At 42.0% G+C, this 23,958-nt stretch carries 24 protein-coding genes; 3 read left to right on the top strand and 21 right to left on the bottom strand.

Translation table 11 applies throughout. The features are described 5' to 3' along the window. Positions 1-267: 267 nt before the first annotated feature. Complete coding sequence (locus tag KJ365_RS14695; RefSeq protein ID WP_214452422.1) at positions 268-1,563, bottom strand: hypothetical protein; 1,296 nt, start codon at positions 1,561-1,563, stop codon at positions 268-270. A 386-nt stretch (positions 1,564-1,949) separates the two neighbouring features. Further along, the gene (locus tag KJ365_RS14700; protein WP_214452423.1) at positions 1,950-3,989 is read right to left on the bottom strand and encodes a TonB-dependent receptor plug domain-containing protein; all 2,040 of its coding nucleotides are present in this window, start codon (positions 3,987-3,989) and stop codon (positions 1,950-1,952) included. Between the two features lie 68 nt (positions 3,990-4,057). Here KJ365_RS14700 and KJ365_RS14705 point away from each other — a divergent pair, with 68 nt between their 5' ends. After that, entirely contained in the window at positions 4,058-4,447 is a 390-nt protein-coding gene (locus KJ365_RS14705) for a MerR family transcriptional regulator (protein WP_214452424.1), read from the top strand. A gap of 118 nt (positions 4,448-4,565) precedes the next feature. Here KJ365_RS14705 and KJ365_RS16865 read toward each other — a convergent pair whose 3' ends face one another. The 11 genes from KJ365_RS16865 to KJ365_RS14755 all read right to left on the bottom strand — a co-directional run bounded on the left by KJ365_RS16865 (position 4,566) and on the right by KJ365_RS14755 (position 14,090). After that, a complete protein-coding gene (locus KJ365_RS16865) occupies positions 4,566-4,778 on the bottom strand; it encodes a GDCCVxC domain-containing (seleno)protein (RefSeq protein WP_250884251.1) in 213 nt (70 codons plus the stop codon). 47 nt (positions 4,779-4,825) lie between these two features. Beyond that, entirely contained in the window at positions 4,826-5,101 is a 276-nt protein-coding gene (merP, locus tag KJ365_RS14710) for a mercury resistance system periplasmic binding protein MerP (RefSeq protein WP_136251544.1), read from the bottom strand. 31 nt (positions 5,102-5,132) lie between these two features. After that, positions 5,133-5,477, bottom strand: coding sequence for a mercuric transporter MerT family protein (locus tag KJ365_RS14715; RefSeq protein ID WP_214452425.1), 345 nt, complete (start codon positions 5,475-5,477; stop codon positions 5,133-5,135). Positions 5,478-5,536: 59 nt separating this feature from the next. After that, complete coding sequence (locus tag KJ365_RS14720) at positions 5,537-6,109, bottom strand: MerR family transcriptional regulator (protein ID WP_352109419.1); 573 nt, start codon at positions 6,107-6,109, stop codon at positions 5,537-5,539. Positions 6,110-6,196: 87 nt separating this feature from the next. Further along, positions 6,197-9,307, bottom strand: coding sequence for an efflux RND transporter permease subunit (locus KJ365_RS14725; protein WP_214452426.1), 3,111 nt, complete (start codon positions 9,305-9,307; stop codon positions 6,197-6,199). Between the two features lie 60 nt (positions 9,308-9,367). Beyond that, a complete protein-coding gene (locus KJ365_RS14730) occupies positions 9,368-10,315 on the bottom strand; it encodes an efflux RND transporter periplasmic adaptor subunit (RefSeq protein ID WP_214452427.1) in 948 nt (315 codons plus the stop codon). After that, positions 10,308-11,735: a TolC family protein gene (locus tag KJ365_RS14735; protein WP_214452428.1), complete on the bottom strand. Its 1,428-nt coding sequence runs from the start codon at positions 11,733-11,735 to the stop codon at positions 10,308-10,310. Before KJ365_RS14735 ends, KJ365_RS14730 begins: the two co-directional genes overlap by 8 nt. Before the next feature lie 71 nt (positions 11,736-11,806). After that, on the bottom strand, positions 11,807-12,184 hold the full coding sequence (locus tag KJ365_RS14740; protein ID WP_214452429.1) for a hypothetical protein: 378 nt from the start codon (positions 12,182-12,184) through the stop codon (positions 11,807-11,809). Positions 12,185-12,203: 19 nt separating this feature from the next. Next, positions 12,204-13,115, bottom strand: coding sequence for a cation diffusion facilitator family transporter (locus tag KJ365_RS14745; RefSeq protein WP_214452430.1), 912 nt, complete (start codon positions 13,113-13,115; stop codon positions 12,204-12,206). Beyond that, positions 13,102-13,467, bottom strand: coding sequence for a DUF3703 domain-containing protein (locus KJ365_RS14750; RefSeq protein WP_214452431.1), 366 nt, complete (start codon positions 13,465-13,467; stop codon positions 13,102-13,104). Before KJ365_RS14750 ends, KJ365_RS14745 begins: the two co-directional genes overlap by 14 nt. After that, on the bottom strand, positions 13,464-14,090 hold the full coding sequence (locus KJ365_RS14755; RefSeq protein ID WP_214452432.1) for a cation efflux transmembrane domain-containing protein: 627 nt from the start codon (positions 14,088-14,090) through the stop codon (positions 13,464-13,466). Before KJ365_RS14755 ends, KJ365_RS14750 begins: the two co-directional genes overlap by 4 nt. Positions 14,091-14,171: 81 nt before the next feature. On the opposite strand from KJ365_RS14755, the gene cadR reads away from it, so the two are divergent. Beyond that, complete coding sequence (gene cadR, locus KJ365_RS14760; RefSeq protein ID WP_214452433.1) at positions 14,172-14,597, top strand: Cd(II)/Pb(II)-responsive transcriptional regulator; 426 nt, start codon at positions 14,172-14,174, stop codon at positions 14,595-14,597. A gap of 783 nt (positions 14,598-15,380) precedes the next feature. On the opposite strand, the gene KJ365_RS14765 is transcribed toward cadR, so the two are convergent. The 8 genes from KJ365_RS14765 to KJ365_RS14800 all read right to left on the bottom strand — a co-directional run bounded on the left by KJ365_RS14765 (position 15,381) and on the right by KJ365_RS14800 (position 22,441). Beyond that, positions 15,381-16,172 carry a hypothetical protein gene (locus KJ365_RS14765; protein WP_250884252.1) on the bottom strand — a complete coding sequence of 264 codons (792 nt, stop codon included), beginning with the start codon at positions 16,170-16,172 and terminating at the stop codon, positions 15,381-15,383. Next, positions 16,172-16,930, bottom strand: a complete 759-nt coding sequence (locus KJ365_RS14770; RefSeq protein WP_214452434.1) for a hypothetical protein — start codon at positions 16,928-16,930, stop codon at positions 16,172-16,174. The genes KJ365_RS14765 and KJ365_RS14770 overlap by 1 nt, the downstream gene beginning before the upstream one ends. Then, the gene (locus KJ365_RS14775; protein ID WP_250884253.1) at positions 16,931-18,889 is read right to left on the bottom strand and encodes a 2Fe-2S iron-sulfur cluster-binding protein; all 1,959 of its coding nucleotides are present in this window, start codon (positions 18,887-18,889) and stop codon (positions 16,931-16,933) included. Beyond that, entirely contained in the window at positions 18,886-19,800 is a 915-nt protein-coding gene (locus KJ365_RS14780; protein ID WP_214452435.1) for a hypothetical protein, read from the bottom strand. Before KJ365_RS14780 ends, KJ365_RS14775 begins: the two co-directional genes overlap by 4 nt. Beyond that, complete coding sequence (locus KJ365_RS14785; protein WP_214452436.1) at positions 19,769-20,125, bottom strand: hypothetical protein; 357 nt, start codon at positions 20,123-20,125, stop codon at positions 19,769-19,771. Before KJ365_RS14785 ends, KJ365_RS14780 begins: the two co-directional genes overlap by 32 nt. A 63-nt stretch (positions 20,126-20,188) precedes the next feature. Further along, the gene (locus KJ365_RS14790; protein ID WP_214452437.1) at positions 20,189-20,626 is read right to left on the bottom strand and encodes a hypothetical protein; all 438 of its coding nucleotides are present in this window, start codon (positions 20,624-20,626) and stop codon (positions 20,189-20,191) included. Between the two features lie 94 nt (positions 20,627-20,720). Then, positions 20,721-21,098: a c-type cytochrome gene (locus KJ365_RS14795; protein WP_250884254.1), complete on the bottom strand. Its 378-nt coding sequence runs from the start codon at positions 21,096-21,098 to the stop codon at positions 20,721-20,723. A gap of 164 nt (positions 21,099-21,262) precedes the next feature. Then, on the bottom strand, positions 21,263-22,441 hold the full coding sequence (locus tag KJ365_RS14800) for a porin (protein WP_214452439.1): 1,179 nt from the start codon (positions 22,439-22,441) through the stop codon (positions 21,263-21,265). A 343-nt stretch (positions 22,442-22,784) separates the two neighbouring features. Here KJ365_RS14800 and KJ365_RS14805 point away from each other — a divergent pair. Further along, positions 22,785-23,950 (top strand): IS3 family transposase gene (locus KJ365_RS14805; RefSeq protein WP_214449580.1). Its coding sequence is split into 2 segments (ribosomal slippage): positions 22,785-23,043 and positions 23,043-23,950, totalling 1,167 coding nucleotides; the frame shifts between segments, so codons are not numbered across the junction. Positions 23,951-23,958: the final 8 nt, after the last annotated feature.

The raw sequence follows: 23,958 nt of genomic DNA on the forward strand, positions 1-23,958 counted from the left end.
GTGGGATTTTATTGAGAAAAATTGTAATCATAATATTCCTCAAACCCATTACATACCTATCATCCAGACCATTAACTCAGGGCGAACTTAGTAATCACATAAAATAACGTTTCTCGTGAAAACACAAACTTTAGACTTATGGATTACGAATTTGAAACATTGTATATTTTTCAAAAACATTTGACACAAATTTAACCTTTTTTGGGAAGGTTTATCAGTTGTGATACGAGGGTGCTAAAAGCATGTACATCGTTCACTATGCAGGTGTTACTTCATTAAGAGCGCTACTAAGGCAACACATAAAGAAGATATTGAAATGAGTAAAATTACTCGCTGCAACCTTGCCGTTGAGATATTTTGAGTTAATCCAGTTACTGTTTTCATCATTTCCAAAAAAGTTTTCGTTTCCTCAATTATCTCTTCACCTTTCTGTTTAAACATTATCTTGTAATATCCAGCAAGTGTTCCTTTTTTTTCACCACAAGACGAGTGTTCAGCACTAGCATGCTTCTGAAGAAAAAATTTGTCATTTGAAAGTTTAGTTATGTCACGACACGCTAGTTCTATATCATATAAGCTGTATTGTGTGAGTTCGCGCAACTCTTTCAGATTTTTCAAAGTGCTGAAAGATTGGTTTGCCGCGGCAAGGTCTCTCTTTTTCGCTAAAACCTCTCGACACGTATCTAAAAATCTGGAAAATGACCAACTTGTCATCAATTTAACAATATCGTGTTCAAGGTGGCCGCATATCAGCAAACTAGTCACGTCTTCTTCCATGTCACCAAATCCTGACATTAGTTCGACATCATTTCTTCTACAAGCAAAATTTAGACGTCGTGTATCATTATATTTATCAGAGGTTTGGCTAAAGCGGACATTTGGATAATGGTCCATCGTGTAAACGCTATATTGATTGATAAATCCTGGACCTAAAAATGCGTTTTTTCTGTCCATATCTGATGTAAATGGCGCTCGTTTGTCGGTGATATATAGTCCAGCTCTAGGATAATGATTAACACCACTAAGCGAAAAAAAGCCAGGAAAAAAGTCTTTTATCCAAATCGCACATTTCTTTTCAATCCCACCCATCTCTAAACAATAGGCTCTTTCTTTCATTACACTGTGACTGGGCATGCTTCTATTATGTAGCTGATTACCACCAAATAAAATATAGCGGATAAGTTTTAATGTTGAACGTTTATGTGTTTTCTCATATTTCGTCTTTTCCTGCTCCTTCATTGAGTTTTCTAAAACTGAGTAATACTCAGTGTCAAAATCAAAGCGGAGATTCAGTAATGTCAAACTTGTAGAAATTGACGTAAGCGACATCGTCACCTGATAAATATGTGGATGCGGGCGAGGCAACCCACCCACTTTTAGAGGGTTATATGTTTTATCCAAAGAAATTGTATGTAAATTTATCCAACCAGCAGACTTCCCTTCTCGAGTATCCTTCAACCATTTTTCTAGCTTAGAAGAAGGTGTGGAAAACTTCTCCTCATCGAAAATTTTCAATCCTTTATTTAAACCTTTTAATGTTGAAGGGGTAAATAACTCTGCCATCCAAATTGATGGACATTCTACTCGTTCATCAGGAGGGAATTGTGCATGTTCAGCATCAGGAGAGGACCTATCGGAAGCTTCGAACTGTTTTGTAAGACGCTTTGCCTTTGATAAAGAGTAAAGTCGTCGGGTTGGACCAAAATAGTCAATTAATTGGCTTACAAGGTTGTCTACTTTCAGACCAAATTAAAATGCATATTATGGACTACAATACACTAGTGGGTTAGTATTCAATTAAAAAAACAAAGTAGCTGCTAAAGTAAATAATATGAGGTATGTAGTCAATGCATCCGTGTGTGCTCTAATTCTCAACTGTTCCAACACACAGGATACATCTTTTCACTCTTTGTTTTAATAAAGATTAAACGGAAGTCACAACTTAGATATCAAAACGACACCCTAACCCCCGCATTTGCAATAAACCCATCATTCCTAGACCATATATCAGTTGTCCATTGACCACTTGGTGCTCTTGCAGGCAATAGCAACGGATGTTCATCAGTTTGTTTGATATCCAGAAGATTCTCCAGATTTATAAAATAACTGGCACGACCAACCGTAATTTCACCCATAAGCCCTAAGTGCCAGTAAGGGTCGGACTCATCGATAAACGGATTGTCGTTCACGCGTTGCGGACCTGTATAATAAGCTTCGAACCCTACTCGAAATTCATCTTCTTCCTCCCACATGGCAACAAAACCTGCTGAATGCTGCGGTGTGAGTGAAATTTTTTGTCTATCTCCGTCGGCAGTAGCTTGTTCAGTAGCATCTAAGTAAAGATAACTAGCAGTCAGTTTAATATCGTGCCAATAATATCGTACTAACACTTCCGACCCTCGAATTTGACTTTCTCCATCTGCATTGACGAGTCTCACTCGGTCTAGCATCATATTTTCCTCAGACGATAAAGCTTCTAACTCTGTTACGTTTTCAACATTTGATCCAAACAATGTAAAGCTAGTTTCTATGTTGTTGTAGGTATAGGTGAAGTCCAGCGACGCTGTTTCTGCTTGTTCTTCTACCAAGCCTTGGATTGGTGCCAACCTAGATAGCCCTGCGGCTTCAATTTCTTCTACGAATGGCGTAGGTGCGTAATAGCCTTTTCCATAAGAGCCTCGGATCGTTAAATCGCCAGGTCGATATAGTAGCGATACCCTTGGGCTTACCTGGGTACCAAAATCACTGTGTTCATCAACTCTTGCGCTGACAGAAGTTGTCAATTCAGAGGTCATTTCATAGTCTACTTGCGCAAATAGACTTGGCACCTCGTAAGAGTAGTCAAATGTTGGAAAAGTATCCGATTCATAAATATCAGACAAATATGCTAGACCGACCACCCAATCGCTTCTATCAGTATAACCAGACAAACTACTCTCTAATAAATAACTATCGTGTTTGTCGTCTTCAATAACATCACCAAAAAGGTGATTATGCTCTTGTATCATGGCTGATGCTCTGGTTGAGAAGGTATAATTGTCGCCAAGGGGCATGGTAAAAACCAAGCCACTGTCGAAACGCTTTGAATCCTGCGTTTGTTCAAACGCGTCACCATCTGCTACCACACCGCCATCCACAGTCCCCCCTCTTCTGTTTTCGGTCATATAACCAGCAGTAAAATACAGACTTTCACCCTCGTCCCCGTTCCAAAATAATCTAGGGCGGACGGTGTAGCGCTCATACCCAGCCAAGTCTATCCAATCGTCATTATCAATATCGACACTTTTTTGGTGATGAGCGCCTGCGGTTAAGGAGCCTTTTAGTGAAGTTGATAAGGGGGATTCTATGTATGTGGTGACATCTTGAGCGTCACGGGTAGTCAGATTAACGATAGTCTCTCCATTAAACTCTTCGCCTGGCCGTCTAGAGACAAGATTAATAACGCCACCTAAGGCCGAGCCGCCATACAAAGAAGATGCGGAGCCTTTGATTATTTCAACCCTCCCTAAATCAGTAGGCGGGATTTGTAATATGCCGATTGAAGCAGCTTGGTTTCCATACAGAGGTAATCCATCTGCAAGTAGCTGAGTGTATCGCCCGTAAAGGCCTTGTAGACGAATATTTGCGCTGCCAAGAGCGGGTGAAGTCGTCTGAACGCGCACACCTCCGGTCTCTGCAACAAGCATAGATATATTCCCTGGGCGCATGGTTGATTTTTCCATTATCTCTTCACGGTTAATTATCTCTACACGCATTGGCAGTTCGTCTGCAATCCGACCTGATCGGGTTGCTTGTACAATAATTTTCTCGACGTCTTCATCATCATCGTGATCTTCTTGATGCAAATCGTTTGTTTCGCTAAGCGTGCTGCCAGACCCTTGAACGGGTTCTTTAGCGTTTGACTCTATCGCTAACTTTTGACCGGCAATGGCCTCAGATGCACACGTAAACAAGATAACTAGCGAGGCGATGCGTGATAACGAAAACATAAAACTGCTCCAATTCAATATTATTAATGTACAATAATTATAAAGCTTACAGTAACTGGAAGGTCAACTTGAAAATCAGCGAATTAGCGAAAGCTACAAATGTGACTGCTAAAACAATTCGTTATTACGAGCAAGTCAATCTGCTATTGCCAGCTAAAAGAAGTGAGAGTGGATACAGGCATTACGATAAAAAAGATATTGCAACGCTGGTGTTCATAAGGCGTTGTAGAGAACTTAATATCCCTATTATCAATATAAAGCGCCTGCTAGATGTTCAGAATAACCCAAACGATTCTTGCGCCTTTATCGACGAAATGATTCAAAATCAACTTATTCGCATTCAGGAGGCTCAGAAAGAGCTCGCTATGTTAGAAAAGTCATTAGCGTCACTTGCATCATCGTGCAACAATCATACTGTTGAAGGATGCTCGATACTGCATCAGTTGCAATCCCCTTAGCTCAGTCTGATAACACAAAGTGACTTTGGTATATGTTGTTTCTAAGTGATGAATAACGAGAGCGCGGACATTTAGCTAAATGTTACAAAATATAAGCAATTAACTACTTTTGCATCAGTTACTTGCAACAACTGTTACCTTCTTGAATTGGCGGGCATTGCACCGTTCCATATGAGCAATAAACGCAACAGTCTCCGCTAAGAGGTTTCAGTATTGATTTGCAATGAGTGCATTCATAGAAAAATTGACACGCAGTGGTTGGCATTTCCTCTAGTTGGCTATAATTGCATTTAGGGCATGTAATTGTTGATAAAAGCTCTGTTTCGGACAAAGGATAGTGCTCCCAATTTGATTTTAAAAAAGCGATTCGAGAGTAAGTTAAGATTTTATTCTTGAGGGGAAACCAGCATTCTCTGTCGCTTTGGTTAGCTCATCAGGGCTAGTAACTTCGTCGTCAAATATCACGACAGCCAGTTTGTTTTCGAATGTAACATCCACTTCTTTTACACCTTTTACACGCTCTAGTGCTTTTTCTACTGTTATTGGGCATGTAGCACAATCCATTGACGGCACTTCTAAAGTAACGGTTATATCTTTAGCAAATGCTACGGTGCTGCTGACTAACAATAATGACGTGAATAATAATTTTTTCATTTTTTCTCCGATTAAATTTCAGCGATAGTAGCTATATTAACCATATAATCCAGTAGTTACTGGTGACAAAAAGAAAAGCCAACAGCGCGGTAGACCAAAAAATTACTATTCTCCGCGCTCTTACTTTAGGGCTTGCGCACAACTCACCCTCCGCACATTCTTTCAATGGGCGATAAGTTTTCCACCCAGCTAATCCAAATAAAACCACTACGACAAAAATGAAAATAGGTCGATAAGGATCTAAAAGCGTTAAATAGCTGATCCACGTTCCGCTAATGCCCAACAAAAGAAGTACAAGCGGCCCCGCGCAACATGCACTTGCACCGATTGCCGCGGCAAGACCTCCTAAGATAGATACTTGACTACTTTTTACCATGTTATGACGTGATGTTATTCAAACAGTCTTTAGTATAACCCCCGTACTTAGGTACGGAGTCAAGTGTTAGTTTTATTTGATGGCTGGAGTGATTGAATAATCGGGCAGGCTTTTTCATTAGTATTGTTTTTGCAGTCTGAAATGAGGGATTGAAGACTGCCTTTAAGACGCGTCAAGTCTTTCAACTTATCTTCAATTACATCCAGTTTATGTTCAGCAAGGGACTGCACTTCTTCACAATTGCTGTTACTTAATACCAATAATGACGATATTTCAGCCAACGTAAAACCCAAGAGTTGAGCACGCTTGATAAATAACACCCTTGAAAGTGCTTGCGGAGTATATTGTCTGTAACCTTGAGATGGTTTTATCGGCTGCTGCAACAAGGCCTTCTTTTCATAGAACCGAATAGTCTCTACACCCACATTTGCTTCTTTTGCGAGTTTGCTTATTGTGTACATATAAAGCCCTAAATAGTTTGACTCACTTACTAAACAAAAAATAGCATCAAGCCATAATTTATACAGAGTTTGCATAAATTCATCACGAGCATCAACAATAACTGATGATGGCAATTCGACAAAATCGAACGGTATAAACAACACAACCCCTTGGTCGTCATGCTCAGTCACACCCTAAAGTCGTCTATAAAGAGCCTGATATCACAGTGTTAGCATGGCAGATGTCTTTTTTAAATACATCTGCCGTTCTCTTCTCCTTTATTTAAGCTTTCTGCCGTGCACAAGTCGATATAAAACAGGCAATACTATCAATGTCAGCAACGTAGAAGAAATTATCCCGCCAATAACTACCGTCGCTAGCGGACGCTGCACCTCTGCTCCCGTTCCTACATTCAGCGCCATTGGCACAAAACCAAGGCTAGCAACCAATGCCGTCATCAATACCGGCCGCAAACGCGTTAATGCACCGTCAACAATAGCGTTAATTAACTCTCCTGTCTCTTCCAGCCTTTGGCGAATAAACGACAACATAACCAAACCGTTAAGCACAGCAATGCCAGACAGCGCTATGAAACCAACGCCTGCTGATATAGACAAGGGCATGTCTCTCACCCATAGCGCAAAAACGCCACCTGTTAATGCTAAAGGCACGCCAGTGAAAATTATCAGTGCATCTTTCACCGAGCCAAAGGCAATGACTAGCAATGCAAGAATTAAGAAAAGCGTCGCTGGGACAACAAGGCTCAATCGCTGACTCGCACTTTCAAGCTGCTCGAACGTGCCGCCATAATCGACCCAATAACCACTTGGTAATACAACATTTTCTGCTATTTGCATTTTTGCTTCAGTAACAAACGAGCCTAGGTCGCGCTCTCTTACATTGGCTGTCACCACAATACGGCGCTTGGCGTTTTCTCGGCTGATTTGACTGGGTATACTGGCATATTCAAGCGTTGCAACTTCTGCTATAGGCACATAATTTCCATCCCCGGTCACAATAGGTATGCTGCCTAGCGTATCAAGATTATTGCGAATATTCTCTGAGTAGCGCACCACTATCTCAAATCGCCTGTCGCCCTCGAATATCAAGCCCGCTTCTTTACCTCCAACCGATGCGCTTAGCCATGTTTGCAGGTCAGTAACATCCAAATTATAACGCGCTAAAGCATAAGGTTTGGGGTTCACGGTAAAGATGGGAATTTCATCAACTTGCTCAACACGGGCATCCGCAGCGCCGGGTATATCTTGCAGTACAGCTAATATATCACCGGCCGAATCGCGCAGTTTGTTTAAATCATCACCATAAATCTTTATGCCTAAGTCAGCTCTAACGCCGCTAATTAGTTCGTTAAACCGCATTTGTATAGGTTGAGTAAACTCGTAATTATTGCCGGGCACGTTTTGAAGCTCACGCTCCATTTGCTCGACAAATTCGGCTTTGGATAAAGTAGTATCTGGCCATTGGTCGATAGGTTTCAACATCACAAACGTATCGGTAACATTAGGCGGCATCGCATCGGTGGCAACTTCTGCCGTGCCTGTTTTAGCAAATACAGTGCTCACTTGTGGGTATTGCATAATGACGTCTTCAAGCCTTTTTTGCATATCCACGGCTTGCTCAATGCCAGTGCCGGGCACTCGCATTGCGTGCAAGGCAATATCACCCTCATCAAGTTGAGGAATAAATTCAGAACCAAGTCGCATGCTTAGCCAAACGCTCACAACAACCAATAATGTCGCTGAGCCTATTACCAACCAACGTAGCTTCAGCGCCCATAACAGAACAGGACGATACACCGATTTCGCCCCCACTATGATTGGACTCTCTTTTTCACTGACTTTACCCGACATAAACATCGCAACGGCTGCTGGCACAATAGTGATTGAGAACACCATCGCGGCAAGTAATGCCAAGATGACGGTGGCCGCCATTGGGTGGAACATCTTCCCCTCTACTCCGGTTAAACTGAAAATGGGGATATACACGATTGTAATAATCATCACGCCAAACAGACTCGGCCGTATCACTTCATTGGTGGCTTCATACACAACTTCGAGTCTTTCTTTGATGGGCAACACTGAGCCAGTTCGCCTTTGCGCTTCACTTAATCGCCTGATACAGTTTTCAACAATAATGACTGCACCATCCACAATTAACCCGAAGTCCAGTGCACCTAAGCTCATTAAGTTTGCGCTTACGCCTGTTTGCACCATCCCCGTTATCGTGGCGAGCATCGCGAGCGGTATCACAGCGGCGGTAATAATGGCTGCTCTTATGTTGCCAAGCAGCAGAAACAACACCACAATCACTAGCAATGCGCCTTCAACAAGGTTTTTGCGAACGGTGTTGATGGCTTTATCAACCAGTGCGGTCCTATCGTAAACAGTTTCTATTACCACACCTTCGGGCAAGCTAGCTTGGATTTCATCCACTTTATCAGCCACTGCCAAGGCCACAGCACGACTATTCTCACCAATGAGCATCATGGCAGTGCCTAACACGGTTTCCTTACCCTCTCGTGTCGCAGCCCCCGTTCGAAGCTCCTTGCCAATAGCGACGTCGGCAATATCGTTCACGGTCACTGGAGACTGGTTAGCGAGTGTCACCACGACATTACCAATATCTTCAATTGTGGCCAGCTGCGCTTGAGAGCGCACCAGTATTTGTTGACCGTTGCGTTCAACATATCCCGCACCTTGATTGGCATTATTGCGCCTCAATGCTCGCAGCAGATCGTCAGTGCTCACACCATAATTAAGCATACGTTGAGGATCAGGATTCACATGATATTGCTTGGTAAAGCCGCCAATGGCGTTAACTTCGGTAATACCTTTTACTAACGCGAGTTGTGGCTTTACCACCCAGTCATGCAACTCTCTTAAAGCCATCGCATCAAAGTCTCTGCCATCGGATGTTAATGTGCCCGGCTCAGCGCTGAGCGTGTACATGTAGATTTCACCCAAACCGGTGGCAATCGGTCCCATCTCTGGCTCAATACCCTCTGGTAGCTGACTTTTAATAATGCCTATGCGCTCATTAATGAGGTTTCTGGCAAAATACAGGTCGGTGCCTTCTTCAAATACGGCGGTCACTTGAGACAAGCCATAACGAGATAGTGAACGGGTATAATCCAAGTTTGGTAAACCCGCTAGAGCGTTTTCTACCAAAAAGGTGATGCGTTGTTCAGTTTCGAGCGGCGAATAACCAGTTGCTTGTGTATTAATTTGTACTTGGACATTGGTGATGTCGGGTACGGCGTCAATAGGCAGCTTTTTATAACTAAATAAGCCAAAACCAATGACTAAAAAACTCAGCATCAAAAATATACCGCGCCTGTCTATTGCGATGCGAATAATGGAAGCTAGCATGTTAAGCCTCCTTTAAAGCCTTGCAGTGGCAAACATGTATATTCGGGTTGTATTGAGGCATTAATGGTCATGACCGGCCTCCGATTTTTCCAAATCTGCTTTGATCAGGTAACTGTTGGTAGCCACCACACGCTCACCTATTTCAATGCCGCTTATGACTTCAATAAAGCGACCATCGGTCACACCAAGCTGCACAGGGCGTGGTTTATATTCATTATCATGATTAACAAATACCACTTGCTTGTCTTCATACTCTTGCACGGCAGTAACAGGCACCATATGACTTACGGCCTTAGTGGCAGTGGTTACCTGCGCTTTTACCAAGGTGCCTAATGGCCAATAGCCACTGTTATTATCCACAGTGACGTTGGCAAGCGAATGCGGGCTGCCATCGGCAGATGGCGTAAGGTAGGCAATTTCAGATAGCTGCTCAAAGTTTGCATGTCTTAAATCAACAGCTTGTCCTACCTTAATTTTGCCGAGGTGCTGCGAGAACACGGTTAACTGTGCCCACACATTCTTATAGTTGGCTAAAGAAAATAGTACTTGCCCGTTTGATAACTCACCATTGTTGGCATGCCGCGCGATAACGTTGCCATCAAAGGGAGATGTAATTGAGTAGCTTTTTAAACTCTCATTTGACTCTACGACCGCTAAAATATCTCCTTTTTTAACTGTGTCGCCAATGTTGACTTTGACATCTTTGATCACACCGTCAAAACGTGCTCTGATATGACTCAAAGAAGCAGGATCTGCACTTATTCGGCCATAAAGTGTGGTCGAAAGTGCAATGTCGCCAGCAATGACATTTGTGGTAGTGATCCCATTTTGCACAGCAGTCTCGTCGCTCATCGTAATGACTTCACCTGCGTGTTTATCATCCTCATGAGAATCACCGTCTGCATGTTTGTCTCCGCCGCTCACCGTCCCATGTATCATCATTAGCGTGACGCTTAAAACGAGTACTTTTAATATTGTGAATGTTTTTAATTGAGTAAATTTATTCATGATCGTTACTTCTTATCGAAATGTTTGATGGTTGCTGCATATTGATGTTGTGCGCTACCTTTTTGGAAGCGGTGCTCTTTGCAGTATCCGTTTTTACAGTGGTGCTTTGTGAAGCCTTAAGTGCAAGACCGGTAAGCGTTTCAATTTCTGTTTTGCTTAGGTGCACTTGAGACGCCGCCTCAATTAATGTCAGGCGCGTATTTAAGAACTCTTGTCGAGTAGATACCCACTCCAAATAGCTAAACCGGCCATCTAAATAGGCGCTTTCGACTAAATCTAAGGCTTCTGTAAGAGGCGGTATGACAGTTTGTTGAATAGCGTCAACCTCTAATAATGCGCGGGTGTGCTCACCTAATGCTTGATTAACTGAATGTAAAAGACTGCGCACATTACTCTGTTTTTGCACCTCTATTGCATCAAGGCGAGCTTTTTGCGCCTCGTATTCACCTAGGTTTCGTTTTTGTTGAAACAATGGCACGCTGATCCCGGCTATTAAAGCCGTTTCATCAATACCTTGTATTCGTCGAACACCCGTTGACCACTCAATGTCAGCTCGATTATTGGCTTGCACTAATCTAAGCTGCGCTGCTTGAACACGGCTTTGTTTTGCGAACAACTCTATATGCGGACTGCTTTGGATAGCGGCAGAAAGCATCTCGAATGACCCAATGTCTTGAAACGCAAAAAGCGTACCTTCCACACGCTTAAAATTAGGCGTTTGTTCACCCCACATGATGGCAAGACTGCGCAATGCAAATTGAAGACCTTTTTGAGCTAATTTAACATCGAGTTTTGCTTGGGCTAGCGCGGCTTGGGCGCGTTTTTGCTCTAGCAATGGTGACGCGCCTGCATCAACGCGCTTAGAAACTGCGTTATAGGTATAGAGTGCAAGTATCTCTGCATCGTTTTTCACGTCTAAGGTGGCCTGAAATAAAAGTGCTTCGATGTAACGACGATTCAGCTCGCCAAGGACATCTAATGTGCGTATTTTCTTTTCCACCTCTTGTTGTATTTTACGCTCAGAGAGTACGTTCAATCTTGCGCTAGGCTTGTCATTGAGCTGTAACACAGATGACAAGGTCAAACTGACTTCGAGCTCCTTAATGCCCGATACCTCGCCGGTTCCCATAAAGTTCTCTAGTTCAATCCCAGCATTCAGTGCGGGTTTAAGCGCGGCGGTTTTTGATTCACCGTCAATTACTCGCTGTCTAAATTCAAACTCATACAAACTTGGATTATTGGCAAGTGTAAGTCTGATTGTATCGTCAAGGCTCAGCGTTTCTCGTACGGGCGCTTGAACACCTTCATCTATATAGCGATTAGTTTGTACCGCTTGAGCGGTAAGTGGGCTCAACGTTAAGCCCAATGCGCAAGCAAACGCAATGGCGCGTACATGCACAAAAATCTGAAACATTTTCATTAGAACATCCTAATAATTTATCAATATTCAGCGTCGCGAGAGTCATCAACGCGACACTATCGAAAGCGATATTAGGATAGTGTTTTGGGTGGGCGTAGTAATCGGTTGATGGGTGCGTCGATAATCGCATCCAAATAATTAAAATTGTGGATAGATAGCACGGATTGTAGATTGTTGATGTTGTGCTGACCTAACCACTGTGCGTGCGTACCGTGGCAGTGGCCACAATGATGGCAATCGGCAGGGTTGTGGTGGCCTGCTTTTGCTGACTCACCAAGCACTTTAATTGGAATATCATTTGACGCCTGATTGTGCTCTGAATGCTGGTGTTCATGTTGCAGATGTTGTGTATCGATTGCATGAAAATCTAAGGAATTGGCCACAGCAGAAAACGACTGAAAGAGTATCAGCGAGATCATGATGTAACTTAGACGTTTTAAATTTTTCATGAGTACTAGTCTACCAAGCCTATTTCACTTCGTCACGACATTGTTCATCGGCAAATTCTATTTCGACTGTAGTGTGTTCAAAGTCATACTTTGCTAATGATGTTTGTACGCTATGCTTCAATGTCTGGATGTGCTCAATGTTCACCTCACCCTGTAAAACAAGATGGACTGTCATTACATTTCGCTCGCCGTCTAAAGACCAAATATGAAAATGATGGAGGTCACTTACCTTATCGTTTGCAAGCAAATCGTTTCGGATTTTTGACATTTGCTCCTCATCTGGCGTTGCCTGTAAAAATAGCATCAGGGTTTCTTTTAGGTTACGAAACACATTGAAGAGGATGAACAAAGTAAAGCCAATGGACAGGATGGGATCTAAAATCGCCCATGGCTTAAACATTAAGACGATCGATACAATAAACACTGCCACCCAACCGAGCACATCTTCTAGCAAGTGCCAATTAAGCACTCGTTCGTTTAATGACGTTCCTTCACTTAGTTTATAAGCGGCAAAACCGTTTACTGCCATACCAAAAATCGATAAGGCTAACATCCCTTCAACTTGCGGCATTTCAGGCTCTGCCAAACGAGGTATCGCTTCAAACAATATCCAAATCGAGCCTACCGACAGCACTAAACCGTTAATTAATGCGCCCAATAAAGAAAAGCGTTTGTAGCCATATGAAAACGTTTGATTAGCATCTTTGTCGCTAAGCTTGTTCAATCCCCACGCTGTGCCAATTGACAAACTATCGCCGAGGTCATGTACCGCGTCTGCCATGATAGCGGTGCTATTGGTTAGCCAACCACCGATAAACTCGATGATGGTGAACACCACATTTAAAAAGAACGCCCAGCCAATGCGCCTTGATGCATCCTTTGAATTTCCATCTGAGTGTAAATGGTTATGTGAGTGGTTATGACTGTGCATGTTTAATCTTATCCAAGATTGCTTTATTTGCAGGCGAGACTGGCATGGGCTTGAATGGGCTGACATTTGCACCACCCGTGTTACCCTCTGGTAATAAGCCTATCGCTGTTTTCGTCAAGGCTCCTATCATTCTAAATATTTGCCCAAATACTTCTTTCATGTCCCTGTGTTTTAATCCAAATTTCAGCATCTCATAGTGCACTCGGGTATGATGAAAGGTAGAGTGCTGTCCAATCACATGTGCATCTTCAAGGGCTTTAAAACCTGCTACATCATCTTTATTTGTAAATGCTTGTTGCGCATCTCTTAATTTTTCTTCTACATAAGGTTTTGCTGCTTGCGTGAAATTCATAATGCTTCTCCGATAGATTGACTGTTATTGCGAAGCTCTTGTTTGGCGTCTTTTAATATTGAAATTGCACCGCGTAAAACAATGATAGACACAATAAGGCCAATCACTAAATCGGGCCATCGAGTGTCAAATAGATAAACCGTCACGCCAGCTAATATTACGCCCATGTTGGCAATGACGTCGTTTGCCGAGAAAATCCAACTTGCTCGCATATGTACTTCGCCACTCTTCTGTTTTCTAATGATTAATAAACATATGACGTTGGCGATTAGGGCAACAAAACCCATCCCCATCATTAACAATGACTCTGGATCACTTCCTAATATCGAACGACGAGCAATATCAAATAAAATAATGAGGCCAAGTATTAATTGAAAATAGCCACTTATTTTTGCGGCGTTTGCTTTGAGAATAATGGTTTTGCCCACTGCATAAATACCAATACCATACACGACCGCATCCGCTAGCATATCCAATGAATCTGCGATAAGTGCGGTAGAGTCAGCTAACAGACCTACGCTCATCTCAACAACGAACATGACTGCATTGATACCTAACAACCAATACAACACCTTTTTTTGTGTTTGGTCTTTAATTTCAACTTCGCATCCACAACCGCTCATAAAAACACTCGCTTTACTGATTTATAGCTCAAGTGTAAACTCTATACTTGGTATAGAGTCAAGCCCACTAGGTAAAGAAAAATGAAAATAGGACAGTTAGCAGATAAAACAGGCCTCAGTATTCAAACAATTCGCTTTTATGAACGAAAAGCCTTGCTAAGTGCGCCGGAGCGCACGCAGTCTAATTATAGAAGTTATTCAGAAGAAGCACTAAAGCAGTTGCTGTTTATTAAGCAATGCCGTGCGCTTGATATGACGATTGAAGAAATTAGTTTAGTACTAGAAACACGAGCTAACCCAGAGAGCAGTTGCGAAAGTGTCAATGCTACGATTGACAAACACATTGATGATATCGAACAACGGGTAATGGAGTTAAACGCACTGCGACAATCTCTCATTTCTATTCGCTCAACATGTGCTGATAATAAAAAAGTAAAGGAATGCGGCGTTTTACACCAACTAGATAGCATTGCTGAAACCCGAACAACACCTAAAAATATCATATGATAATATATGATCCAGGTGTTCGGTCCAAAAATGTTTACCATTTGGTCACTATTTTATGTGGTTAAATTTCATCTTGGTAAAATCGTCAGTCTTTCTCAGGTTAGATTGCAACTATCGTGTTCTTGAGTATTGACTGAAAAAAACAACATCAGGATGGCGGCTACGATGAAATCTATTTGTGCCCTTTCGCTGTTGATAGACTGCAGTTTTTTGTTCTAATACATTTCCGTCTTCAGTCACAATCTAAATAAGTATTTGTCAGTTGACTTCTACTATACTCTGTGACCAAGGTTCAAATGACGTGTTAACGATAGCGTCTTTTGGACAGCTATTGCTTAGGACAAAATCGAGACATATATTTAAATATAGTGCCTTCAGAACTTATGAATTAGATTGCAAACACCCGAAACACAAACGGACAATACTTGCCGCTTAGTTCTTTTTTTGCGACGAAAGTGACTGGAAAGCTTCGTCTAGACTTTCAGCAAATTTTTCTTTGTTACAACATTTCGACTCTTGCCGTTCTGAAGCATCGTTTACGGTCTTACTTGGTTGGTTCAAGATATTGAGATTTGACGAGGTGTCTAAGTTTACCATTGTGCATTTCCTTAATTGTTTATATCGAAGTTGATAGTTTTAAAAATCAAGTTGTATATGTTTTATAGCAAAAACTAAGCCAAAATGATCAATAATAATCTTGTTAAGCGACGCTTTTGCGAGCATGTAGAATTACCTTTAATTTTCTGCATTGTGATATAAACAACGGCCGAGCTCAAAGATGCACTAATGATGCTTATACCACCCAGCACGTTTAATATCATTCCAAGACGTCGATTGATGGCAAGCGTAACATTCCTCTGCTTTTGCTTTAGGCTCGCCGGCTACTTTTGCTGAAATCATATTAAAATGTTGCATGTAATGGCTAGGCGGTGCTTCATGGCATTGGTTGCAATCACGTGACTGACTAGAAGGATGCGTATATTTAGGTAATGACCATGTATTTGTGCTATGACATTGCACACAGTCGTTTCCAAACAAACCAAAATGTTTATCGTCATTGCTATGACACTGTGAACAATTGAGTAAAGCCTCTTTGTTGGTTACTTCAGGGTGAATAAAGAGCGGTTCAGGTCTTTGTTTATTCGCGAGCAAATAAGTAACAAGTGCAATGGTTGTGGCATCCTCGTCAAAAGGCATATCAAGATTTGGAAGCATGTCAAAGCCAATATCAACCAACGCACCATGATCCATCTTAGAGATATTGGCATTAAGACCTTCATGCTCTATATGGCAACTGGTGCACTCTTGTATATCAGCATGGAAAGCGGTTGGTTGACGCGCAACAATATGCGTATCGTTCGCATGACAAGCAACACATTTATCTCTCTCTACCCCTTTAATTGGGGTATGACAACTTAAACAATCGTTATCAATAAAGGCATGAGATTGACTAAGTGAGCCAGGGCTTATTGCCTGCTCCCAATCTAATTTAGATAAATCTTCAGGCTCGTGCCAAAAATGACTAAGGCCAAACGCTAAGACTATGATTGCTAATACACCGACAAGCCATTTCATTATAGCCACCTAAGCCCAAAATAAACCTCACTTGCTATATGTATAAACAGAACACAATATAGCGTCATTGAAATAAAGATGTGAAACTTCAACCAGCGAGAAAACCAAGTTTTTGCTGTGTTATGGATCATAATGCTATATTCGATGTCTGAGATGGCATCCACTATCTTCAGCAACTCTTTTTCTTTTTGCAATGATATATCTTGTCTAGGGGCGAGCAAGCTTAGACTAAAGGAAGGAAGGATATTCGAAGTGCGTTTAGTAATCGCTTTATACTGAGCATCACAAACACCATCTCTCAAGCTTTTTTTTGAATCATTTAGTGCGTGTTGAAACTCGTTTAATTGACGCTTTTTTTCTTTCATTTTCGTTGATATTAAACCAAGTACATAACGGCCTACAAAACCGCTCAGAACCACTATCATCATAAACAACACAAGTATTATACCGACGGGACTAGCAAATCTGTGCCCGCTATGTATCAACGCCAATATCGGTCCTAGCACACCCGCGTAAATATGGATTTTAAGCAGAGTTGCCATGGGAATGAATTTTGTGATGCTCTTTTTTAGGGACTTTGTTCGCTTTATAAACATATATAAAAGTGGGATCAGCATCAACATGCTAGCTAGTGCTCCCACAACAAAACCGCTTAGACTACCAGGAAACTGTGAAGAGCGATGCCACAAAAATCCTAGCCAAAGTAACATCATGAGTGCAACTAAGCTACCGACTAGATTTCGCTCATGTGTATTCATTTAAGCGTCTACCTCAACATCGGACGTTGGGATAGCCTGACATGCTAATATATATCCTTCTTTTTTATCTTGCGGCTCTAACCCGTCATCAACCTCCATTTCTACGGCTCCTTTAGTGAGCTTTACTTTGCAGCTTCCACATGAGCCAGCACGGCAAGAGTTATCAATATCAATATCGAGTGAATCAGCAACATCTAAGATTGTTTCATCGGTATTAACCGGAGCTTGTTTACCAGAAAGACTAAAATTGATTTGCCTTTCACTCACTTTTTCTAGCACAGGCTTTGTAACGATAGGTTTATTAGGCCTTTTAGGAGTCGCTGGCCCAAAAGCCTCCGTTTTTATTTGGCTCTCAGGCACGCCCAAACCAGAGAGGATACCCTTCATGGAGTCCATCATTGCTGGTGGTCCACAGATATGGGCAGTTTTTGCTTCAATTTCAGGTACAAAATCTTTAATTAATCCAGAGGTCAAACGCCCCTGTGGGCCCATCCATGATGTCCCCTCTGCTTGCGTCATACTCACAAGTACTTTCAAATTTGAATAACGAGCCTGTAAATACCTTAACTCCTGTTCAAAAATAAAATCCTTCGTAGTTCGTGTGCAAAACAGAAAATATATATCACCGTCCCAACAAGTCGCAGTTAAATATCTTACTGCGCTCATCATTGGTGTGATCCCGACGCCGCCTGATATGAGCATGACGCTGTTTTCACCTTTCCCATTAAAAAAGAATTTTCCACCTGGCACTTTGACAATAAGCGAATCTCCCACTTTTACATTATCATGCATAAAACGAGATACCACACCATGCTCTTCACGTTTTATGGTCACTTCAAAATAATGTGTTTGGGTGGGTGATGAAGCTATTGTATAAGAACGTTTAACTGGCTTATCGACGCCATCAATTTGAAGCGAAAAAGTGACAAATTGACCCGGTTCGTAACTGAAAGGAATTAGGTCATTGTTCGGATGAGCAAAGCGAAATGTTTTAACATCATGGGTTTCAATGAATATCGCTATGACTTTCATCTCACCGCTAAACACTTTTCGTCGCGCCCCTGGGACATCAGAATTTGCCGGTGTTGAGGCTGATACGTCATTGTTTACACCATTATTAGTTGGGATGGATATCGCTGTTTTTACATCAACGATTGGCGTATCAGTATTTGTTAATACGCCAGTGTTATTTTTTTGACTTGTGCTTGAAGTCTTAGTATTTTTTTCATCATTTTTGAGTTGCGCGAGCAACGCTGATGCTCTGCGCATTTTAAATCCATACACGTATATCATGGCAACGGCAAAGAGTAATAAAATCACCATAATAGAAGTGTGAAAGGGCGTCATCCCCCAAATAATGGTCTGATTGTTTTCAGGTATGCTGGGCAGTATATCCATCTGAGTTTTGAACCACGTTAAGGCTACGCGTCTTGGCTCCTGTCCATCTAGCAGCGCACGTTTAGTCGCAAGACCACTATCAAAATGGGCAATTCCCTCTTTTACTGTTTCAAGCGCGATTTGCATTTGGGCATAATCTTCTGCCTGTGAGGCCTCTGCCAACCACATAAACCCATTAGAAAGTTGTTCGTTGCCTAATCGCATTCGCTCAGTCGCTTTACTCAAGATAAGTGTCGTTTGCTCAGGCGTCGCTGACTGCATTCTCATTAAAGAGGGATAGAGATCTTTGGGTTTGGGCGCTCCCATTTTCTCCATCATTTTATCCATTCCTTTGCCCATACCAGGACCCATCATACTGGAGGTGTCTATAGCTGGCTGAATGCTTGAAACCTCATTAGTTGGTTTTTCATTTTTGCTTGGATGATGTCCGGCATGTTCATCGTTCTCAGTTTGTTGAAATGCCATTGGCTGAGAAGAAAAACCTATTACCGTCAAGGTAAACATGACTAAAAATACAAACCGACATTTCAGAGTAAATAAAGGCAATAACGAAAGTCTCATTGCGAAAGCCCTTGTTGTTTGTGCCAAAGGGCTTCAATTTGAGATAGTTGCGTCGGTGTTAAAACTGCAACAGCCTCACCGACCAACACGATAAATTGGATACGAAGCTCACTGTTTATAATTTCAATTTCAGAGATTGTAGTTTTAATATCACTGAAATTCGGTAATCCTTTGGAGGTAAGTGTCCATAAGCTTGACTCTAAACTACTTCGCTTTTCAGTATGGCTTACTTGAAAGGTTTGCCATTTGTCCTGAATATTTACTAATAGATTTAGTTGGTCATCTGATAGAAACAGAGCGCTTTTGAAGTTCATAAAAAACGAGTCTTCTCCAAGATGATACAAATGTAATGCGTCGCTTTTGCCAGGCAACGTAATTAAGGCATTTTTATCCGTTACCACTGGTGGTAGTTTTTTAGGCATACCCATCATTGAGCTATTTTTCATCTTCATTTTGCACATCATTCCCATGCAAGGCTGATTAGATTTAGACATCATCGTCATGCTATTTTTTCCCATGCCCATTACTGGTTTATTTGTATTACTAGGTTCACCAGAAGTTGAAGATGGCTGACTGTATGCCTCCCTACTTGTGTTTTTTTGTGTTGTAGGCGCGAGAGAATTGTCTAATGCTCGTAAGGCTTCTTGAATATCCGCAAAGTCGTCACTGGTTGACTTAGGATCAGTTTGTTCTATTTGTTTATGCAATGCTTGCTCAGGTTTTCCAGCTTCTTCCATTGACTCAGTAACTTGAGTGGCAGCCGAGCAAGATGCGGCAAAGGAGGCACTAAATGCAATTGTCGCGAGGTTAGCACCCCACTTATATTTCTTAGAGTTTATTCTAAGCTGAGCGTGTGACAGCCAAAGAATGATGTGAGGATTAAAAATCACGATCAAATTCAACCATGTCATAACGAACAATTTCACCATCTAACACAGTTGCTTCAGCAAAATGTTGATTCTTAGATTTTCCCAGTCTTATTTTTCCAATATATTCCCGGGAATATGCACTTTCACCTTCCGCTATCGCGGCCGGATCATACACTGTTCGAAACACGTTAAAGACTTGATGCTCTTTCAATCCATCTGTATCAGACACACAAATAACTGCTTGTCGGTCGGAAACAGAGACTACTTGGCCGCTCATTACATAGTCATGGTAAACCTGATTAGTACAACCACTACCTAAGCCTATTGCTAAGACAGCAATTGCAAAGAACTTTATAAATCTATTCATAGTATTATCCAACGATGAGGTGTTTTTGGATAGGCGCGTTGCACCTATCATGCTATAAAACGACTAATTCTTTTTATGTTGATGCTTTGGTTTACTTTTTTCCGCTGCGTGCCCCATCATCTGCTCCATCATGTCCTCCATTATGGACATGCGCTTTTCCATCATCGCCATTTTATCCTCAGCCGACATATCATCATGTTTATGTTTCATGCCTTTCATGTTGTTCATACCCTTGCTGTCATCCGATTTCATCATGCCCATCATGCCTTCCATTTTCTTAGCATGCTCATGCAACATTGCTTCTCGCTTGCTAGGATCTATTTCTCTTTTAACCGCGGCTAACATTGCTCGCATGTCTTCCATATGACTTTGCATTTTTTTCATCATTTGGTCTTTCATCATCGGCATTTCATGCTTGTCCGCGTTTTGGTGTGCATAGACAGCAGAAATAGGTGTAATGACTAAAACGCTGGCGAATAATAATGAAGTTATTGTTTTCATGATTTTATTTCCTTTAGTGATACTCAATTGAGCAGATTATGTTTAAAAATGAATTTTGCTTATACTGAATCTGTATTTTTTTGACGGCGCTACGTTATTGAGGCGACAAAAACACTACCAATGCTGCGATTTCTTCATCGGTTATGGGCATTTTCGGCATCGCTGACGCAGAGTTATTAAATTGAGGCTCTTTAACTTTACGCTCAAAAAATGCTATTCCTTTTTCGCTGATAATATTATCGAGTGACGGGCCAAGGGTGCCTCCTGCGCCTTGCACCTGATGACACCCTTGGCAACCATAGCGAGTCAGAACTTCTCTTGGCTCAACGGTATTATTGACACTCGCAAGAACTTTCGGTGCTTGCACAGGTGTTGAAGCAATTTCCATAAATTTGAGAATGGCTTGGACTTCTGTTCCGGTTAAGTGGGCCTTTTCTCGCATATGAGGCATAATGACTTTCCATTCACTCATGGAAAACTCTTGTATTGGACGGCTGTTATGGCATCGCGCACAATTATTATTTATCAATTCGGCGCCTGACAGTGGTTCACTACTGTGCACGTGAAGCGATGCGAATAAAGAAGTAAACAACACAAATATGTTAATGGTAGATTGATGTTTCATAATTAGTCCTCCTAGAAGCCATAACTAAATTGCACGGCGAAACGTTTGTCGTCAGGGCCATCAGCAACGTCTGTATCTTCGTAACCCACTTTGATGACTGAACGCGGATCCAACCAGTAATTAATACCGACCATCCATCGCTCGGCTTCTTCTACTTTTTTGGTTTGCGCATGTTCAATAACAATTTCGGTACTCCCTAGCTCTTCGAATAGATGGCCTACAAAAAATGTTCCTTGTAAAAACCAACCATTGCGAGAAAACGAATCAATTACATCCTCATGATCTCGCTCTACAAACGCGTCGGTTTCAGTGCGAATGTACTCGCCTCGCAAAATTGCGTGTGTACTGATCAAATTGATGTCGATACCATTAGCCCTAATATCCAGCTGTCCACCTTCATCATAAGCGCCCTGATAGTAAGACGTGCCTATTTCAATTGACGGGAGAAAAGCTACGGCGATTCGGCCGCCAAACGCCTTATTACTATTGTTGTCTGAACTCGTCGCCTCAAACTCGACTTCAGGGAAGGCTTCGCCATGTTCATCCTCATCCACATCTGGATCGAGTGTGGTCGTAGGCGAAAACAAGCGAGCAAACGCAATATCATGGTCGTCTTCCACTACTTCTTCTTCGTCATGTTCTGCTTCTGAACGAGGTCCATTTGTCATAAAGACATCGAAAAACACCTTTGCGGATCCTACTTGGTAAACTTGCTGTGCTGCCACACCGACATCACTTAAAATAGGCAACATGGGATCCATTGCTTGGCTAGAGCCGTGGGCACCATATATGCCAGGCGTCCAGATGCTGCGATTGATCCAACTGGGATGCCAGTTGGCACTAAATTGTCCAAACGGCAGTAAAAATTTGCCTGCTGTAATGGTCGTGTTGTCGTTTAAGAAGTAATGGATATCTGCATATTCAAGCTCAGTTTCTGTTTCCCCATCTTCATTTAAGCCAACTTCAAGTTCAGCTTCCACGTGCATCTTGTCATTTAAACTAAATAAAAATATCGGAACAAAACGTGCCGAGAAAGCACTTGTATTTGCGACATCGGTGTTTTCGTACTTTACATCGCCGTAACCAACAAGGACAAAACGATCATTGGATTCATTTGCATAAAGAGAAGACTGCACAGTAAGAGCACCAAAAAGAGCCGTTGCGAGTCTTATTTTTTCTTTGGTTCGCATAGCTAATTACCTTATGTTAGCGAAAATTCGTCAAGAACTTGGTTCTAGGCGTTTTCTAATGTTAGTGAAAGTTATAAAAAACAAAATAGTAAATTCGCCTTCACATCAAAACACTAATTTCATTTTGCTTTTACATAGCGGTCATCTTATTTATTGCGCATTAAATATAGTTGATTTAGATCAAGCATTCACAACGATTAGATTACAGTTCGATTACATTTTCGTAATTAAACCAGTTACTTATTTCAATCAACATTAAGTTTACTTATGCTTTTTTGTAGTGGCAGAATAAACCCGTACACCTTTTTAAGTGGTAGCATTACACTTATAGAAGAGGTGTTCAATGGAAAAGAGAAAGCGCCGGTCATTCAGCCCGGAATTTAAAAACGATGCAGCTTGCTTGGTTTTAGATCAAGATTACTCATTTGCTGAAGCAAGTCGAGCGATAGAAGTTCACGAAAACACGCTGCGGATTTGGGTGAAACAACTTGAATCAGAGCGTATTGGTGTAACACCTAAATCGAAAGCCTTGTCAGTTGAACAACAGCGGATTCAAGAGCTAGAAGCTAAGGTTAATCGCTTAGAACGAGAGAAGTCGATATTAAAAAAGGCTACAGCTCTCTTAATGTCAGACGATCTGAACTCCACGCGCTAGTCGATCGATTGAGGGAGCATGAATCGACAGAGCTAGTGTGCTCGGCGTTAGGCTTGGGTGTGACGAGCTACTACGAGCGTAAAAAGCGCCGAAGATTGATAGATGCAAAGCGCCGTATTTTAAGAGCAAGAGTAAAGCGCTTGTTTGATAAAAGTCGCCAGTCAGCCGGTACGCGAACGATTGTTGGTATGCTGAGAGATGAAGGCATTGAGATGGGTCGCTACAAGGCCGCACGCTTGATGCAGGAGCAAGGGCTAACAAGTAAGCAGCCTGGTAAGCATGCTTATAAGCGAGTTAAAGTTGAGAGACCGGATATTCCGAACTTATTGAATCGACAGTTTGTACCAGAGCAGCCCAATCAAGCGTGGTGTGGTGATATTACTTATTTATGGACGGGCGATGCTTGGCATTATGCAGCGGTTGTCATCGACCTTTATGCACGTCGAGTAATTGGTTGGAGTCTATCAAAACGGCCGGATGCTGAACTGGCGGTAAGAGCGCTAGATATGGCCTATGAGCAGCGAGGCAAGCCACAGAGCGTGCTGTTTCACAGCGACCAAGGCTCACAATATGGTGCTCGTAAATTTAGACAGCGCTTGTGGCGATATCGCATGACACAAAGTATGAGTCGACGCGGTAACTGTTGGGATAATAGCCCAATGGAGCGAGTATTTAGAAGCCTAAAATCTGAATGGATGCCAACTATCGGCTATCAATCAGCAAATGAGGCAAAACGAGATGTGGGTTATTACCTGATGAACTATTATAACTGGGAGCGACCGCATCAATTTAACGATGGTCTACCGCCAGCGAAAGCTGAGAAATTAGCTAAATCGGTGTACGGATTTTGTTGACCACTACA

Source organism: Glaciecola sp. XM2 (genome assembly GCF_018595715.1).
In the GTDB taxonomy this organism is placed as follows: Bacteria; Pseudomonadota; Gammaproteobacteria; order Enterobacterales; family Alteromonadaceae; genus Glaciecola.